Source organism: Flavobacterium daejeonense DSM 17708 (genome assembly GCF_000425425.1).
Lineage (GTDB): Bacteria > Bacteroidota > Bacteroidia > Flavobacteriales > Flavobacteriaceae > Flavobacterium > Flavobacterium daejeonense.
Genome location: NZ_AUDK01000033.1, coordinates 1 through 14,400 on the forward strand (window position 1 = coordinate 1; position 14,400 = coordinate 14,400).

Below are 14,400 nucleotides of genomic sequence, written 5' to 3' on the forward strand. Positions count from 1 at the left end.
TTTTTTGAAAATAAAAAATACCGATTACACCTATTTTAAAGGCTTCAAAATCTAAATCTTGCAAATGATATAATTGAGTTTATAACCTAATTTTTTGCTAACTATTTTCAAAAAAAATCAATCTCTTATTTATTGTGGTTCTGCTCCTGCTCCATCTAAAAAACTTTGCATTTAATTACAAAATACTATTTAATTAATTTGTATATATGATATAAATAAACTATCTTTACGTAAGTAAAAAAGAGAAATGATTCTCTTTTCTTAATCTAAAATACTATTTAATTAATTACTATAATCTATATAATTATGAATACTTACGCAAAATATACGGCTAATGTTTTTGTTGCAAAATGTGAAGAGCAACACGAAAAAGGGGAAACAATAACTTTAACTACTAAATACGGTAAAGAACACGAGTGTATTGTTTTTAATCTTGTGGCTAAAGGAAAATCAGGAGAATTTTATTACTCAATTGTTCGTGCTGATGGTTTTAATATGCAGGAGTTCGCAAAGAAAAAAGCCGAACGTTACCAACAATGGGCGATTTCAGCAGAAAATAAATCTACTGAATACTGGAAAGCATCACAGGAGGGAAAAGATTTTCTTTCATTGGGTGAACCTATAAAAATAGGACATCACAGCGAAAAAAGACATAGAGCCTTAATTGACCGAAACCATAATAGAATGGGAAAATGTGTAGAGGAAATGAAAAAAGCGGAAGAACACGAAAGTAAAGCGGAATATTGGGAAAAAAGAACGAACGATATTAATTTATCGATGCCTGAAAGCATAGAATTTTATGAGCATAAAGCGGAAGAAGCAAAAGAAAAACATGAGGGGATGAAATCTGGAAAAATTGAACGTCCACACGGTTACTCTCTTACTTATGCTAAAAAAGCTTTAAATGAAGCTTTGAAAAATTTAGAAATTGCTAAAAAACTTTGGGGAGAGTAATTTTTAAAATTAAAGACTATGTGTAAAAATCTTATTTGTGAATGTGGAAGTACAGAATTTAAAATTTTAGAAATCATAACGTGGAAAGGTTTCTCTATCGATGGAGAAAAAGAATTAGGCGCAAAAAATTCAGGAAATGAAATTGAATCAATTACGTGTGCTAAATGTGATAAAGAAGTTGAAAATATTAATGATATAAGTATTAATTTTGGATAATATGAAAGCTATAAAAGTTGTTTTTAAAGTAACAAAAATCGAAGATGTTAGAAAATCAAATTCTTTATTGGAAGTCAATAAAGAGTATTCAGGTTTTTTAAATACAAATAATAATTCGGTTTTTTGGGAAGATTCAGGAAGCGGACAAAGTTGGGTTTTTTGGGTAGGTGATACTTGTAAAATTTTGAAATATTTGGATGATGGATTGAATATAAATTTGAAAATTGAAGCTAAATCGAGCTATGTAATAGATAATACTTTAATCACTTTAGGAGATTTACCACGTAGTGAAGAATTAAAAATGTACTATAGTGTTTTTGAAGATTGCTTTTTGAAAAAATTTGTTCTTATCAAAGAATCAAAAAAAATGAAAAGAAGTTATTATTTCAAAAATTCATTACCTGAAAAAATTAATTTAATGAGAATTAAATTTTTTAGAATGAGTGATAGTTTAATATATCTGAATAAAAAAATTGAAAAGTTAGAGAATTTCAACGAAAAAAAGGAAAACTCTAATGAAATAAATAAACTTGAATTACAAGTAGAAAGAATAATCAATGTTATGGATAACGTGAAAAATAAAATCGATAAATTTTATTTTTCTTCATAATTATTATGCTTTTATAAAGAAGAAAAAAATTAATACTTACATTGTTTAATGATATTAATATTCGTATCTTTGCAATGTGATTAAATGATTGTTCTATGAAATATTCGGAATTAGAGCGTAAGCTAAAAAAGGCTGGTTGTTATTGGGTAAAAGATGGTAAAAAACATCCTATTTGGTATAGTCCAATTACAGAAAAAGAATTTCAAACTAGCCACCATAAAAGTGAGGAAATTAAGTTTGGAACATTACAAAGTATTTTACGAGATTCAGGATTAAAGAAGTAATCGGGGAATTTTAAAAGTTATTAAAATCAAGTTTTATGAAAGCAAAAGTTATTATTGAAAGAGGAACAGATGGAAGTTACGGAGCTTATATAGGCTCTGATAATATACCTTTTGGGATTGTTGGAGACGGCAAAACTGTTGAAGAAGCAAAAAAGGATTTTTTAAATTCATATAAGGAAATGGAAGAATATTATAAAGAAGAAAATAAAAGCTTTATAAAATGTGAGTTTGAATTTTCTTATGACATAGCATCTTTTTTAGAATATTATGGAAATATTATTTCTTTGGCAGGTTTAGAGAGGTTGACAGGTGTAAATCAAGGTCAATTAAGTCATTATGTAACTGGAAGAAGAAAGCCTTCTAAAACAACAGTTCTTAAGATAGAAAAAAAATTACATGAATTTGGTAAGGAATTAAATCAAGTCGAGTTCATTTGATTAATAGATTAAACTTTTGATTTTGAAAAGACTCTCTATTTAGGGGGTCTTTCTTTTTATGAGTGCTTAGAAATATTGATTGGCTTAATAAAATACTATTTAATTAATTTGTATATATGATATAAATAAACTATCTTTACGTAAGTAAAAAGGAAAATTTAAAAATCAATTTTAAAATATATTATTATGCTTAATTATCAAAAATTAATGAATCTTAATCCTTTTGTTTATGAAGAGTTTATTAATTCTTTAGGGCAAAAAATCACATTTGTGGAACATCCATTAAAAGGGGATGAAGAAAGAGTTATTTGTATATGTCACGAATTAAAATTAGCTTCATATTCAGATTTTTTTGAAACTGGAGATATGATAGCAGAACATAGAGAATATGAACCTCTTTTTATTGATGGAAAATTTCAACACGGTAAATAATAAAACCATATACAAGATACAAGATGGAAAATTTAAAAGAAGTATTGAAAAGTGGTAAAGAAGTTGTTTTTGATAACGAAAGAACTTTCAATAGTGATGATGGTTTTAGAGTTGCTTTATGTAGTTTCAGAGACGAATCACGCAATAGTTGGGCGAATGGATTTAAAATTGAATTTAACGGGGCGATTGTTGTTTCTTCAACTCGATTTAATGTTTTTAAGAAAAAACTTGAACAGTTAATAAAAGATTGGAATTTAGAATTAAAACTTGATTCTGAATAAAAAGAAAGTCCTGCTTTGGTAGGATTTTTTTTTGCGTGCGCTTCTAATTTTTAAACTCATTATCTAGGGATAACGAGTTTAAAAATTAGAAGCGATTTCCCCACGCTTTGAATACCAACTAAAAAATAGATCAGTTGAAAAAACTGTACTATTTTTTAGTCCGTATTCCATCCAAAAACCGCCTTAAAAAATTCCTTTTTCGATATTTTGAATAAGTTTTGAAAAAAAACACATTCAAAATCCCTGCCCTCCTTCTCCCATTTTTCAAGGCTTTACAAGGGTTTTTATTGCTTGGTTAATCTTGGCCAAGTGTAGCCAATTAACCAGGAATAAAAACAAGGAAATTTTTCAGCTGCAGATCTGCCCGGAACAAAAAAAGTTCTGGGCAGAACTGCTGCCAAAAAATGGATATTTACATTTTCTTTCTATTGCAATAATCCTCAAAAAATTTTAAATGACATCCTGAGTTCAAGTTTTAGCCATAAAACCAAACAAAGGTTTTAAATTCGATTTTAAACACAATTACAGCTCTCGCCTTAAAAAGTATTCTAAGACTTGTTTTCGTTCCTTACAAGTCAAGAATACTAGATTTATACTCTATCTGATTGCTTATTTAAAATTCGAATTTCTATTAAACGGTTTAGTTTTAAAGGCGAAAAACTCAAACTCAGCGGAAGATGTAATTTTCTAAAAATTTTTAGTCTTATTGCAGAAAAAAAAGGAGCTGTTCGGATATCGGATTTTTTGAAAATAAAAAATACCGATTACACCTATTTTAAAGGCTTCAAAATCTAAATCTTGCAAATGATATAATTGAGTTTATAACCTAATTTTTGCCTAACTATTTTCAAAAAAAATCAATTTCTTATTTATTGTGGTTCTGCTCCTGCTCCATCTAAAAAACTTTGCATTTAATTACAAAATATTATTTAAATAATTTGTATATATGATATAAATAAACTATCTTTAAGGATAATTAATGTCGTGGTTTATGAAGTCAGTATTCTTGTTTTTTTTAGTAAATATAATATCTGTAATAGGTATTTCTTCTGCAATGGGTACAAGAACCTTTACAGGTGTTTTTGTAGTTTTCTTTGTGTGGTTTTTATTTCTTAGACGTATGTTATTTAAAAGCAACAAAAATTGAATAGTACTTCAGTAAAATACTTTGTATTTATTTATAAAATACTATTTAATTAATTTGTATATACGGTATAAATAAACTATCTTTACATAAGTAAAAAAGGGAAATGATTCCCTCTTCTAAATCTAAAATACTATTTAATTAATTACTATAAATAATATAATTATGGAAAACGTTGAAAAAATTGAAGTTGTTGAGCCTATAATAGTAATAGGTCTTAATTCAGGAAAAAATGAATTAATTGAGTTTTATCCTGAGTTTATAATTAATGAAAATCAGCATCAAGGAACTACAAAAAAAAATTTAGTAGTTGAACTTAAAAAAAACTTTCCTAAAGTTAAATTCTCAGTAAAAAAAGAGTTTAGCGATTGTTATAGTGTGACTTGGTTTGAAAGTGTAACAATTGAAGAAGTTGATAATGTTGTAAGAAAATTTATTGACCATCAAAATGATGTATCAGGAGATTTCAGAGATTACACCCCAACCAATTTTAATAAGCTTTTTGGAGGGTTTAAATTTATTTCTACCTATAGAAATTTTGGAGATTCTAAAGAACTATTACTGGAAAAGTTAGGGGAATTAATGAATGATACAGATAGAAATTATCCAAATAATGTAAGCGATACTTTATATCGATTGCTTAGAAAAACATCATTTCCCATTGGTGCAAAAGTTATAGGAATAAAAAAAGATGATAACTTTAAAGGAGGAAATAGTGAAGATTCTTTTACTATTATTTTCGACAAAAATACTATTTAATTAATCACTATAAATAATATAATTATGAGCGCACAAGTACAAAATGCAAACGATTCTTTACAAGGGTATTGCGGAGGAGAACAATTATTTGTTAATCCAGTTACAAAATTAAAATATACAGAGGGAGTGAAAGAGATTGCTAAAAATACAGAATCTTATTGGTTCTTAGATATTATAGCAAGTTATCAAAAAAAACTAATGGAAGAGGGATTTCAGGTTTGGAAGCTTGAAAGAGAATATTCTTTTACCACAGTTAATGACCAAAAATTTATTGATGAAAGAAAGGATAGTTTTAATGTAATTTGTGAAGATGGAAACAATAGAATTTTAATTAAACAACACATTGAATTTTCAGATTTTACTTTTGATGAATATACAGTTTGGTGTGTTGATGGGGTGGTATTATTGCCAGTTGAATATTAATATTAACTAACCTATCTACGTTTTAAAATTAGATAGGTTTAAATTTTGTCTTATGGAATATTTTATTTCTAAAAGCCTATTAAATGACTTGGCTAAAATAAACGCTTGTAGTGAAATGTGTTCAAATAAAATAACTGAACTATTTAGCTATAAAAACAAAAAATATATAGTTATAGGGAGCATTTCTAGCGGTGCTAAAGGAGTTTCTTTAGTTAATGCTTATGAGGTGGTTCTTTTAAAAAATTACAAAGGAAAGGCTGTTTCTTATGCTCAACACGGCTTTGATGTTTTAGATGGCAAAGCAGAAAGAGGATATACAGGTATTACCTTTAAATGTAAAAAAGTTGATTGGGTAATTATTGGAGAATCAATAGATTTTTTGCCAATTCCAGAAAATACACAACTAGAGTTTTTTTAATACAAATACTATTTAATTAATTTGTTTATATTGTCTAAATAATATAATTTTGTAAAACATAATCATATCAAAACTATGAAAATAATATCTATTTTAAATCACAAGGGAGGAACTGGAAAAACTACTTCGACTGCTAATATCGGAGCAGGATTAGCAAGGCTAAACAAAAAAACGTTGTTAATTGACATTGACCCCCAAGCTAATTTAACAGAGGGTTTAGGTTTAATTAATACGGAAAAATCAATTTATGATTCTATTAAAGATGATAAATATAAAACACCTCTTCCTATTGTAGAAATTAGTGAGTTTTTACATTTAGTTCCCTCTTCTTTGGATTTATTAGGAGCTGAATTAGAATTAGTATCACGTAGTAAGAGAGAAAGTATTTTAGAAAAACTAATTCATGGAATTAATATCAATTATGATTATATTATTATTGATTGTCCTCCTGCGATGGGTTTATTAACTCTAAACGCACTTGTTCCGAGTACAACGGTATTAGTTCCTTTAGAAGCTGAATTTTACGCTTATAAAGGTATTGATAGGCTTATTAATATAATTGAAAATGTTCAATTTAATTTTAATCCTGAATTAGCTATTGGAGGGGTATTTATTACAAAATGTAATTCTCAAAGAATATTAACTGACAGCATTAAAACAAGTGTGAAAAAATATTTTGGAGAGAAATTATTTGATACTTCTATTAGAGTAAATGTTGCACTTGCAGAAGCTCCAGTATCAGGACAAAATATTTTTGATTATTCTCCAACTTCAAATGGAGCAATTGATTATGGAAATTTAGTTGATGAAATTTTAATGAAAATTTAATATGAAAAATAAAAAATTTGAAGATTTAGAAAAAGGAAATAAAAACTTAGGAGGAGGAGTTTCAACGTTATTTAATCCACAGGTTAAAAAACCGAAAGAAGAAAAAATAAGTAATGATAAAAAAACCTTTAGCCTTACTTTTCCTCTTGATAAATATGTATATATTACATCTTTAATCAGTAAAAAAACAAGTGAAGGTATATATAATTACAATTTAAAAGATGCTTTTGCAGAGGGCTTAGAATTGCTTAAAAAAGCCAATCCTTTAGTTACTAGTGAGAAATCATTAGAAAGACGATATTATAGGGGAGGAGGACAAAAAGAAAAAATTGAAAGTTATAATACTTCTAGTATTCTTTTGGTTTCAGATATAAATTGGATCGATAACTTTATTGCAGAAAGAAGAAAAAAAAATCAGTTTTTTTCTAAAACAGATTTTATTATAGAACTCGTTGATATTTTAGAAGCATCTTATAAGAAAAAATAATTTTTGAATTATGGAAAATAAAGAAGATAAACCAATTGAAAAAAGACATTATCAAGGAAAAAAGAATAGTGATATTGTGAATTTTCCAGTTGATTTGAGAAGAAATTTTTTATCTCCACAAGTAAATAAAGAAATTTTAGACGCTCCTGTTAGTGCTACAAGAATTATTATTAAAATTTTAAATGACATCAGCCACGACCAGTTTAGGGGGAGCAATAAGTTGCAGAATAAACAGTATTCTCTTTTTGAAAGTGATTTCAAAACTGAAAATAATACTTTTGCAAGATTTACATTTAAAATTACTGATATTGCCGAAAGAGGGGATTATTTGAATGTTAAAAAAGGATTGGAATTCCTTGAAAATTATAAAAAAGGTTGGCACGAATCAGTTAATGAAAAAGGAAAAAAAATAAAATCTTTAGGAGGATTTATTACTAATTCTAATATTTCTGATGGAAAGATTTCATTTTTAATGTCAAGCTTTTTCTTAGAACAAGTAATTTCATTAGAAAGATATAATCCAGCTTATACTGAAATAGCGTGGAAATTTACCAAGAGTAAACAAATACTATTTTATTTGTGGCTATTGGAAGTACCCGATAAAGGAACAAGGGTTAATTTTATAACTTTTCAAGAAGCTTATGGATATAATTACTTAGATGCAAATACATACGCTAAAAATGTCTTAAAATCGCTTAAAGTGGTTTTAGATAAATATTCTAATAGGTCGTTTAACTATTCTGTTAAAGGCGATTTGATAAATATTATTCCGTTTTATACTAAAGATACTGAACTTAAAATAAGTTCAGAAACTAATAAAAAACAAGAAATTGTACAAAAGTTAAATTACTGGAAACAACGGCATAATCTTAGTAAATACAATATTGACATTCTTAAATCATTGATTAATATTGATTATTCTAATTTTAAACTATTCCAAAAAGCATATTCTAATATTTTAAAAACTTATAGAGCGCAAAAAATTCCAATAGTTGAGCTACAAGAAAATGAGTTTATTAAAAAATTTCAAGAAGAAATTATTGAAACTTATAAAAATTCAGCGTGGGGAAGCGTGAGTAAGAATGGTTATCCTACTATTGAATAACAGCAATTTTACACTACCTTGAACTATTTTACACTACCTTGAATTGCAATTTTACACTACCCTAATTGCAATTTTACACTACCTTGAAATAGTTAAAATGTAGCACTTATTTAATAATTTACACCTTTAAATAGCAATTTTACACTACCCTAGATTTATTTTAAGCCATTGTTTTACAGTAATTTATATAAATCAGGGTGTTTTTTTATTGCTTTTTTTGCGCAATTTTACACTACCTTGTGCAATTTTACACTACCCTGCGCAATTTTACACTACCCTGAATTGCAATTTTACACTACCTTAATTGCAATTTTACACTACCTTATACCCACGATTTTACACTACCTTAATATTTTTACTTTTGTAACCTTAAAACGCTGTAAAATAAGTGTTTATATTGTTTTTTTAAGGGAGTTTTAAAACTAAGTATTTAAAACTTTTAAAAACTTTATATAAAAGAAAAAGATAAGGAACGCTAAATTTTTTAAAAAAAAAATTTGGTCGCTATTTTTACAATAGAAATCTATAAATGAAAACCAAATAAGAACAAATATAAGCGAATAGAGGAATTATTTAATAAAAAATAACTACAAGTACTTATTTTAAAAAAAATGGCTAAAATAGGTACTTCTATGTTTTTTAGCTTTGCTAAAAAAAAGGATAGGTTTTTTTTAGAATTTCGATATTTCCCGAAGACAACCTATTTTAAAAAAAAGTTGCGCAAAAAAAAAGTCACTTTTTTAGTGACTTTTTATATACTTCGGTATAATATCTCGGGTTCGGCTCTTCTCAAGGTCGTCCTCACGTTGCCTCTTTGTCTTTCCTACCCGACAGAGCAAATATATAAAAAAATAATCATATTTGATTAAAAAGAAATTAATTTTTACATCACTTCGGGCAAAATCCTGATTCTAAAAAAAAACCTAACAGTCCAATGCTCCAGTACCAACTAAAAAATAGATCAGTTGAAAAAACTGTACTATTTTTTAGTCCGTATTCCATCCAAAAACCGCCTTAAAAAATTCCTTTTTCGATATTTTGAATAAGTTTTGAAAAAAAACACATTCAAAATCCCTGCCCTCCTTCTCCCATTTTTCAAGGCTTTACAAGGGTTTTTATTGCTTGGTTAATCTTGGCCAAGTGTAGCCAATTAACCAGGAATAAAAACAAGGAAATTTTTCAGCTGCAGATCTGCCCGGCTACATAAATTTCGCAGGGCAGAACTGTTGCCGAAAAATGGATATTTTTAGTTATACTGGAGAAAAAAAGGAGCTGATTATATATATTCTCATTTTAAGAAGAAAACTTTTTTAACTTCGTGCAATATCGAAATTCTTAAAAAAACCTTTTTCTAGTATTGCTTTTTTTTTGAACAAAAATAATTCTATTTAAGAAGTATCCCCACGCAAAAAAAGCAATGATAATTCCAGTTAATGTTTTTGTTCCCATAGCTGAACTGATGCTAATTACTGAGATAATGTTTACAATGAAGAATAAAAATAGATTTTTCATTAGACTTTTGTTTAAATTGTTATAATGTTATATAGTTATTATGTAATATTGTTACATTATATAAACTAGTTTAACTCTTTTATTACTAAAGTCTTACAAATTTTTTTTAAAGAAATTTGTGAGATTTTTTGTTATTATAAAGATAATGTATATATTTGATTAATCAAAATTGATTAATCAAATATGATTAATTGATTTTAATTATGGATAAAAAAGCTACAAAACAAAGCATTGAAGCAAGCGAAGAAGAATTACTCTTCATAAAGAAAAATATGCCTAAAGGCATGGTTAAAATGGTAATGATTAGAACTGGCAAAACAAGAAGCCAAGTTTTATATCAATTAATACAAATGCCAAATAATCAAGACTTAGACATAATTACAGCTTTTAGAGAAATATTATTTGCTATAACTCAATTGCGATTTGAATCCAAAGAATAAGGTCTTTGACATATTGGAAAATTTTTATAAAAGCAGAGTGTTTCTAGCATTCTGCTTTTATAAAAATATAACTTCGATTAATAAAACTAGGGTAGTGTAAAATTGCAACTTCAACCCTTTGTTATAATGTTATACTGTTACATTGTTATAATGTTATAATGTTATCTAGGGTAGTGTAAAATTGCAACTTCAACCCTTTGTTATAATGTTATACTGTTACATTGTTATATATCTTTTTTTACAAATTAAGCACACTTATTACATCGTAATATCTATTCCATATCAATCTAATATATTTGTTATTTATTTAATTTTTCAACCTTTATTTCAAGTAATAAAGGTTATTGTTCTTTTATGAAAATTACTTTTATATTTTTGTAAAGCAAGATGTGTTTTTGTGTACACAAAAACTTCTTGCCAATTAGAAATTGGAATATAATTTTCGGAACTCAAATTATAAAAAAATGAAAAAAAAAGTTGGAAGACCTGAACTGGAAGAAGAAGATAAAGCAACCGAAATAATAAAATTTAGATGCTCAAAGTCTGAAAAAGATATTTTGAAAAAAAATGCTAAGTCTTATAATTTATCCCTTTCACAATATTTAATAAAAAAAGGATTAGATGAAAAAATAATATCTAATAGGATCGAATTAATATCATCATTAGATGCTCTTAATTTGGAAATTCATAAAGGAGGAAATAATATTAATCAATTAGCTAAACACGCCAATAGGATAAAAAATGTTGGAGGTTTAGACCAAAGCCTTTTTTTAAATTTCTCTTTTTTGCTTAGTGATTATGTGAAAAAAGTTGAATCAATAAAATCAATTATTAATTCGATTTATCGAGAATTAAGTAAATAATGGTAGCAAAAATTTTAAGTTCAGGGGGTTCTTTTAGTAGTGTTCAGTATAATTCAAACAAGGTAGATAAAGGAAAAGGAGAATTAATGTTAGTTAAAAATCTTTCTCAAATGGGAAACATTAATAACATAAGTTCAGAATCAATTAAGAATTATTTAAAGGCTGTATCAAATACAAATAAAAGGGTTAAAAAACCTCAATTTCATTGTGCTATAAGTTGTAAAGGTAAAGAATTTGATAAAAAGGAACTCACTGTTATAGCTGAAAAATATATGGATAAGATGGGATATTCTGAACAACCTTATTTAGTTATTTTTCATAATGATACTGCTAATAATCATGTTCATATAGTTTCTACAAGAATTGGTAAGGATGGTAAAAAGATTAATGATTCTAACGAACGTTATCGTTCTAAAACTGCTATTAAAGAAATTTTAGAAAAAGATTATAACATTAAAAATGACAATAATCTTAAAGAGTTATTCGATTATAAATATTCATCTGTTAATCAATTAAAGCTGTTATTAAATAATAATGGTTACACTTTATCTGATGATAATAATCTACTTAAGATATATAAGAATGGGGATTTTCAAAAAGAGATTGAACACTCAAAAATTGAATTAGCTGATAATTTTTCAGAAAAAAGAAATGAACAAATTAGAGCATTGATTTATAAATATTCTAAAGAATATTCAAATAATGTATTCCCAGTTTTTGAAAAATTAAAAGGTGATAGAGAGGGAAAAATTATTGCTTATGAATCTGATTTGACAAACTTTTTAAAAACTTCATTTGGTTTACAGTTTGTATTTCATTTTTCAGATGAAAAAAAACCTTTCGGTTATAGTCTTATTGATAATAAAAATAAGACTATACAAAAAGGTAGTGATGTTTTAAAATTGAAAGCTTTAATTGGAGAAGAGGTTATTAGTAAGACAAAAGGTAAAAATTACCAAAAAATTAACGAAGTAAATTCGTATAATATTAATAGTTTTGCAAACTTAAAAGTACTTTCAAATCTTTATCAAATACCCCCTGATAAGATTCTCCCTAATGAAAGGTCTTTATCCAAAAACGAAACCTCTTACTATAAGAGCTTACTTGATGTTTTTTTTAAAAACAACAATTGGCTTGATATGTCAAAAATCAACATCTATCCAGTTGTTGAAAGTGGCAACTTGTATTTAGTTGATAAGCTAGGATTAAACGTTGTTCCTGCTAGTGAAGTTTTAGACCAAAGAAAAATAGATGAATTTTTTGAAAATAGAAAAATGAATTTAGAAAATGAAGAAGAAAATAAAAATTCGGTTGTGTTTGGGTGGAGTTTGGCAAATGATGTAGATGATGAAAAAGTTCATGGAAATGAAAGAAATAAAAAAGGAAAAAAAAGATAGTATTAATTAATAAAAAATATTCTTATGATAATTGTTTTTGGTAATCAAAAAGGTGGAGCAGGAAAAAGTACTCTTGCTATTTTATACGCAAATTATTTAACGCTTGTAAAAAAACAAAAATGCATTGTGCTTGATATGGATTATCAAACTTCAATTTTTAACAGATATGAAGAAGATAAAATTTTAGATAATCCCGAATTATACGAAGTTTTAGAGTTGAATCTTGAAAAATTTCCTGAAACTATTCCTTTTTTAAAGGAGGAAAAAAACTTAAATATTATCATTGATTTACCAGGGAAATTAGATGATGAAAATTTGCTTCCGATCCTGCAAAATGCGGATGTTTTCATCATCCCTTTTTGTTATGATAAATTGACTTATCAAGCTACAACTATATTCAATTTAATATCTCAACAGATTAATCCTGATGCTAAAAAATTTTTTGTTCCCAATAGAATAAAGGGGAATGTTAAATATGAAACTTTAGATTCTGTTAATGATGATTTCAAAAAGAATGGTATCGTTACATCTGTTATTAACGATAGTGTTGGATTTCAAAGAATAACTACTAAAGAATTGCCAATCAATTTACTTAATATAGTTGAGCCAGTTTTCGAAACAATAATTAATAATATAGATAGATGGGAGGATTAAAAGATTTAGCTGATAAAATAAAAGCACAGCAATCGGGAAAACAAATTTCTAATGTTGCTGATGAAAAAGTTGTTGTAGTTGAAAAAATTACTCCCATTGAAAATGAGAAAATTTTAAAAGAGAAACCCCAAAATGAAATAATAATTAAAAAATCAAAAACAGATGAAGATGTAAAAATAATTAAAAAAATAGATGCTTTAATTTTAAAGATTAAGCAGTCAAATAAGGAATCAAAATCGGTTGATAATATGATTCACACACGAACGGAAGAAAAGGCATTTAAGAAGCTCAAAATATTAAATGCTCACGGTTTATCTACACAATCAATAGTTTCATTTTTGATTAGTGATTTTTTAGAAAAAGAGGAAGTAAAAATTTTAATTAAACAAATTTTAGAAAATGAGTTGGAGTAAATTCTTTATAACAATTTTCGTGATTTACTTTATTTATTACACAGTTAATATAGTGTTGGATTTAATGAATAGAGGTAAAAAAACGGATAATGAGGTTTTAGAAACTTTATCTTTTTCTGATGATTACACCCCTAAAAAGGTGCAATTTGAAGAAGAGGAATTAACAGAAAAAAAAAACATTAATTCTGATAGATTAGAAGATGAAAAAAATTCTGTTCAAGAAAAACAAATTGAAAATGTAGAACTAATAGAAAGAAAGGAGGGTAGTAATAAAAAAACTGAGATTGGAGTATCAGGAGGATTAACAATTAGCGAATTAATTAATCTCGCAAAAACAGAAGCAATAGTAAAATCTAAATCAATTGCTTTTGCATAAAAAAGAACAATTAAATAAATCAAATATCAATTTTTAAAAACAATTATTATGAACAAATTTAGAATGAATCAAAAAACACTTTTCACATTATTAGCAGTTTTTGTATTAGCAATCGACAGTATGAATGCTCAAAATGGAGTTACAGGAATAACCGCAGGAGTTACAATTCTAAAGACTTATATTACCCCAATTACCAACTTAACGATGGCAATTGGTGGAATTGTTGGAATTGTTGGAGGAATTAGAGTTTACTCTAAATGGAACTCTGGAGATAATGACATTAATAAAGAATTAATGGGATGGGGTGGTTCTTGTGTCTTTCTAATCATTGCACCACTTATCGTAAAAGGATTTTTCGGAGTTTAAT

Annotated in this window: 21 protein-coding genes; 20 read left to right on the forward strand and 1 reads right to left on the reverse strand. The window is 26.7% G+C overall.

Translation table 11 applies throughout. The features are described 5' to 3' along the window. Nucleotides 1-306 precede the first annotated feature (306 nt). The 13 genes from H599_RS0116910 (at nt 307) to H599_RS0116970 (ending at nt 8,378) form a co-directional block, all read left to right on the forward strand. On the forward strand, nt 307-954 hold the full coding sequence (locus H599_RS0116910; protein WP_026715213.1) for a DUF3560 domain-containing protein: 648 nt from the start codon (nt 307-309) through the stop codon (nt 952-954). An 18-nt stretch (nt 955-972) separates the two neighbouring features. Next, the gene (locus H599_RS0116915) at nt 973-1,170 is read left to right on the forward strand and encodes a hypothetical protein (protein WP_026715214.1); all 198 of its coding nucleotides are present in this window, start codon (nt 973-975) and stop codon (nt 1,168-1,170) included. Between the two features lies 1 nt (nt 1,171). Then, entirely contained in the window at nt 1,172-1,780 is a 609-nt protein-coding gene (locus H599_RS0116920) for a hypothetical protein (RefSeq protein WP_026715215.1), read from the forward strand. A gap of 95 nt (nt 1,781-1,875) precedes the next feature. Further along, nucleotides 1,876-2,064 carry a type II toxin-antitoxin system HicA family toxin gene (locus H599_RS0116925; protein WP_026715216.1) on the forward strand — a complete coding sequence of 63 codons (189 nt, stop codon included), beginning with the start codon at nt 1,876-1,878 and terminating at the stop codon, nt 2,062-2,064. A 35-nt stretch (nt 2,065-2,099) separates the two neighbouring features. After that, nucleotides 2,100-2,501, forward strand: a complete 402-nt coding sequence (locus H599_RS0116930) for a type II toxin-antitoxin system HicB family antitoxin (RefSeq protein WP_026715217.1) — start codon at nt 2,100-2,102, stop codon at nt 2,499-2,501. A gap of 186 nt (nt 2,502-2,687) precedes the next feature. Beyond that, nucleotides 2,688-2,933, forward strand: a complete 246-nt coding sequence (locus tag H599_RS0116935) for a hypothetical protein (RefSeq protein WP_026715218.1) — start codon at nt 2,688-2,690, stop codon at nt 2,931-2,933. 23 nt (nt 2,934-2,956) lie between these two features. Continuing rightward, nucleotides 2,957-3,214, forward strand: coding sequence for a hypothetical protein (locus tag H599_RS0116940; RefSeq protein WP_026715219.1), 258 nt, complete (start codon nt 2,957-2,959; stop codon nt 3,212-3,214). A 1,309-nt stretch (nt 3,215-4,523) separates the two neighbouring features. After that, the gene (locus H599_RS0116945; RefSeq protein WP_026715220.1) at nt 4,524-5,117 is read left to right on the forward strand and encodes an LPD29 domain-containing protein; all 594 of its coding nucleotides are present in this window, start codon (nt 4,524-4,526) and stop codon (nt 5,115-5,117) included. 24 nt (nt 5,118-5,141) lie between these two features. Further along, nucleotides 5,142-5,540 (forward strand): DUF6876 family protein, encoded by a 399-nt coding sequence (locus tag H599_RS0116950; protein WP_026715221.1) that lies wholly within the window; start codon nt 5,142-5,144, stop codon nt 5,538-5,540. 52 nt (nt 5,541-5,592) lie between these two features. Beyond that, the gene (locus H599_RS0116955) at nt 5,593-5,958 is read left to right on the forward strand and encodes a hypothetical protein (protein ID WP_026715222.1); all 366 of its coding nucleotides are present in this window, start codon (nt 5,593-5,595) and stop codon (nt 5,956-5,958) included. A gap of 75 nt (nt 5,959-6,033) precedes the next feature. Continuing rightward, the gene (locus tag H599_RS0116960) at nt 6,034-6,786 is read left to right on the forward strand and encodes a ParA family protein (RefSeq protein ID WP_035141842.1); all 753 of its coding nucleotides are present in this window, start codon (nt 6,034-6,036) and stop codon (nt 6,784-6,786) included. Between the two features lies 1 nt (nt 6,787). Next, nucleotides 6,788-7,273, forward strand: coding sequence for a hypothetical protein (locus H599_RS0116965; RefSeq protein WP_026715224.1), 486 nt, complete (start codon nt 6,788-6,790; stop codon nt 7,271-7,273). Nucleotides 7,274-7,283: 10 nt separating this feature from the next. Beyond that, entirely contained in the window at nt 7,284-8,378 is a 1,095-nt protein-coding gene (locus tag H599_RS0116970; RefSeq protein ID WP_026715225.1) for a hypothetical protein, read from the forward strand. A gap of 1,335 nt (nt 8,379-9,713) precedes the next feature. Here H599_RS0116970 and H599_RS20945 read toward each other — a convergent pair. Further along, on the reverse strand, nt 9,714-9,890 hold the full coding sequence (locus tag H599_RS20945) for a hypothetical protein (RefSeq protein ID WP_162174272.1): 177 nt from the start codon (nt 9,888-9,890) through the stop codon (nt 9,714-9,716). A 203-nt stretch (nt 9,891-10,093) separates the two neighbouring features. On the opposite strand from H599_RS20945, the gene H599_RS0116980 reads away from it, so the two are divergent. The 7 genes from H599_RS0116980 (at nt 10,094) to H599_RS0117015 (ending at nt 14,399) form a co-directional block, all read left to right on the forward strand. Next, entirely contained in the window at nt 10,094-10,330 is a 237-nt protein-coding gene (locus tag H599_RS0116980) for a hypothetical protein (RefSeq protein WP_026715227.1), read from the forward strand. A 464-nt stretch (nt 10,331-10,794) separates the two neighbouring features. Continuing rightward, nucleotides 10,795-11,193 carry a plasmid mobilization protein gene (locus tag H599_RS0116990; RefSeq protein WP_026715228.1) on the forward strand — a complete coding sequence of 133 codons (399 nt, stop codon included), beginning with the start codon at nt 10,795-10,797 and terminating at the stop codon, nt 11,191-11,193. Next, entirely contained in the window at nt 11,193-12,590 is a 1,398-nt protein-coding gene (locus H599_RS20005) for a relaxase/mobilization nuclease domain-containing protein (protein WP_051590791.1), read from the forward strand. Before H599_RS0116990 ends, H599_RS20005 begins: the two co-directional genes overlap by 1 nt. A 24-nt stretch (nt 12,591-12,614) precedes the next feature. Continuing rightward, the gene (locus H599_RS0117000; protein WP_026715229.1) at nt 12,615-13,244 is read left to right on the forward strand and encodes a ParA family protein; all 630 of its coding nucleotides are present in this window, start codon (nt 12,615-12,617) and stop codon (nt 13,242-13,244) included. Further along, nucleotides 13,232-13,657 carry a hypothetical protein gene (locus H599_RS0117005; protein WP_026715230.1) on the forward strand — a complete coding sequence of 142 codons (426 nt, stop codon included), beginning with the start codon at nt 13,232-13,234 and terminating at the stop codon, nt 13,655-13,657. The genes H599_RS0117000 and H599_RS0117005 overlap by 13 nt, the downstream gene beginning before the upstream one ends. Nucleotides 13,658-13,721: 64 nt before the next feature. Then, nucleotides 13,722-14,033, forward strand: a complete 312-nt coding sequence (locus H599_RS0117010; RefSeq protein ID WP_155960812.1) for a hypothetical protein — start codon at nt 13,722-13,724, stop codon at nt 14,031-14,033. 48 nt (nt 14,034-14,081) lie between these two features. Then, nucleotides 14,082-14,399, forward strand: coding sequence for a DUF4134 family protein (locus H599_RS0117015; protein WP_026715232.1), 318 nt, complete (start codon nt 14,082-14,084; stop codon nt 14,397-14,399). Nucleotide 14,400: the final 1 nt, after the last annotated feature.

Bases quoted from the DNA above. Each gene is read 5' to 3' on its own strand.
- H599_RS0117010 (WP_155960812.1), top strand. From the start codon at position 13,722: ATGAATAGAGGTAAAAAAACGGATAATGAGGTTTTAGAAACTTTATCT.
- H599_RS0116920 (WP_026715215.1), top strand. From the start codon at position 1,172: ATGAAAGCTATAAAAGTTGTTTTTAAAGTAACAAAAATCGAAGATGTT.
- H599_RS0116955 (WP_026715222.1), top strand. From the start codon at position 5,593: ATGGAATATTTTATTTCTAAAAGCCTATTAAATGACTTGGCTAAAATA.
- H599_RS0116980 (WP_026715227.1), top strand. From the start codon at position 10,094: ATGGATAAAAAAGCTACAAAACAAAGCATTGAAGCAAGCGAAGAAGAA.
- H599_RS0116910 (WP_026715213.1), top strand. From the start codon at position 307: ATGAATACTTACGCAAAATATACGGCTAATGTTTTTGTTGCAAAATGT.
- H599_RS0116960 (WP_035141842.1), top strand. From the start codon at position 6,034: ATGAAAATAATATCTATTTTAAATCACAAGGGAGGAACTGGAAAAACT.
- H599_RS0116930 (WP_026715217.1), top strand. From the start codon at position 2,100: ATGAAAGCAAAAGTTATTATTGAAAGAGGAACAGATGGAAGTTACGGA.
- H599_RS0117000 (WP_026715229.1), top strand. From the start codon at position 12,615: ATGATAATTGTTTTTGGTAATCAAAAAGGTGGAGCAGGAAAAAGTACT.
- H599_RS0116915 (WP_026715214.1), top strand. From the start codon at position 973: ATGTGTAAAAATCTTATTTGTGAATGTGGAAGTACAGAATTTAAAATT.
- H599_RS0116925 (WP_026715216.1), top strand. From the start codon at position 1,876: ATGAAATATTCGGAATTAGAGCGTAAGCTAAAAAAGGCTGGTTGTTAT.
- H599_RS0116965 (WP_026715224.1), top strand. From the start codon at position 6,788: ATGAAAAATAAAAAATTTGAAGATTTAGAAAAAGGAAATAAAAACTTA.
- H599_RS20945 (WP_162174272.1), bottom strand. From the start codon at position 9,890: ATGAAAAATCTATTTTTATTCTTCATTGTAAACATTATCTCAGTAATT.
- H599_RS20005 (WP_051590791.1), top strand. From the start codon at position 11,193: ATGGTAGCAAAAATTTTAAGTTCAGGGGGTTCTTTTAGTAGTGTTCAG.
- H599_RS0116935 (WP_026715218.1), top strand. From the start codon at position 2,688: ATGCTTAATTATCAAAAATTAATGAATCTTAATCCTTTTGTTTATGAA.
- H599_RS0117005 (WP_026715230.1), top strand. From the start codon at position 13,232: ATGGGAGGATTAAAAGATTTAGCTGATAAAATAAAAGCACAGCAATCG.
- H599_RS0116940 (WP_026715219.1), top strand. From the start codon at position 2,957: ATGGAAAATTTAAAAGAAGTATTGAAAAGTGGTAAAGAAGTTGTTTTT.
- H599_RS0116950 (WP_026715221.1), top strand. From the start codon at position 5,142: ATGAGCGCACAAGTACAAAATGCAAACGATTCTTTACAAGGGTATTGC.
- H599_RS0116945 (WP_026715220.1), top strand. From the start codon at position 4,524: ATGGAAAACGTTGAAAAAATTGAAGTTGTTGAGCCTATAATAGTAATA.
- H599_RS0116990 (WP_026715228.1), top strand. From the start codon at position 10,795: ATGAAAAAAAAAGTTGGAAGACCTGAACTGGAAGAAGAAGATAAAGCA.
- H599_RS0117015 (WP_026715232.1), top strand. From the start codon at position 14,082: ATGAACAAATTTAGAATGAATCAAAAAACACTTTTCACATTATTAGCA.
- H599_RS0116970 (WP_026715225.1), top strand. From the start codon at position 7,284: ATGGAAAATAAAGAAGATAAACCAATTGAAAAAAGACATTATCAAGGA.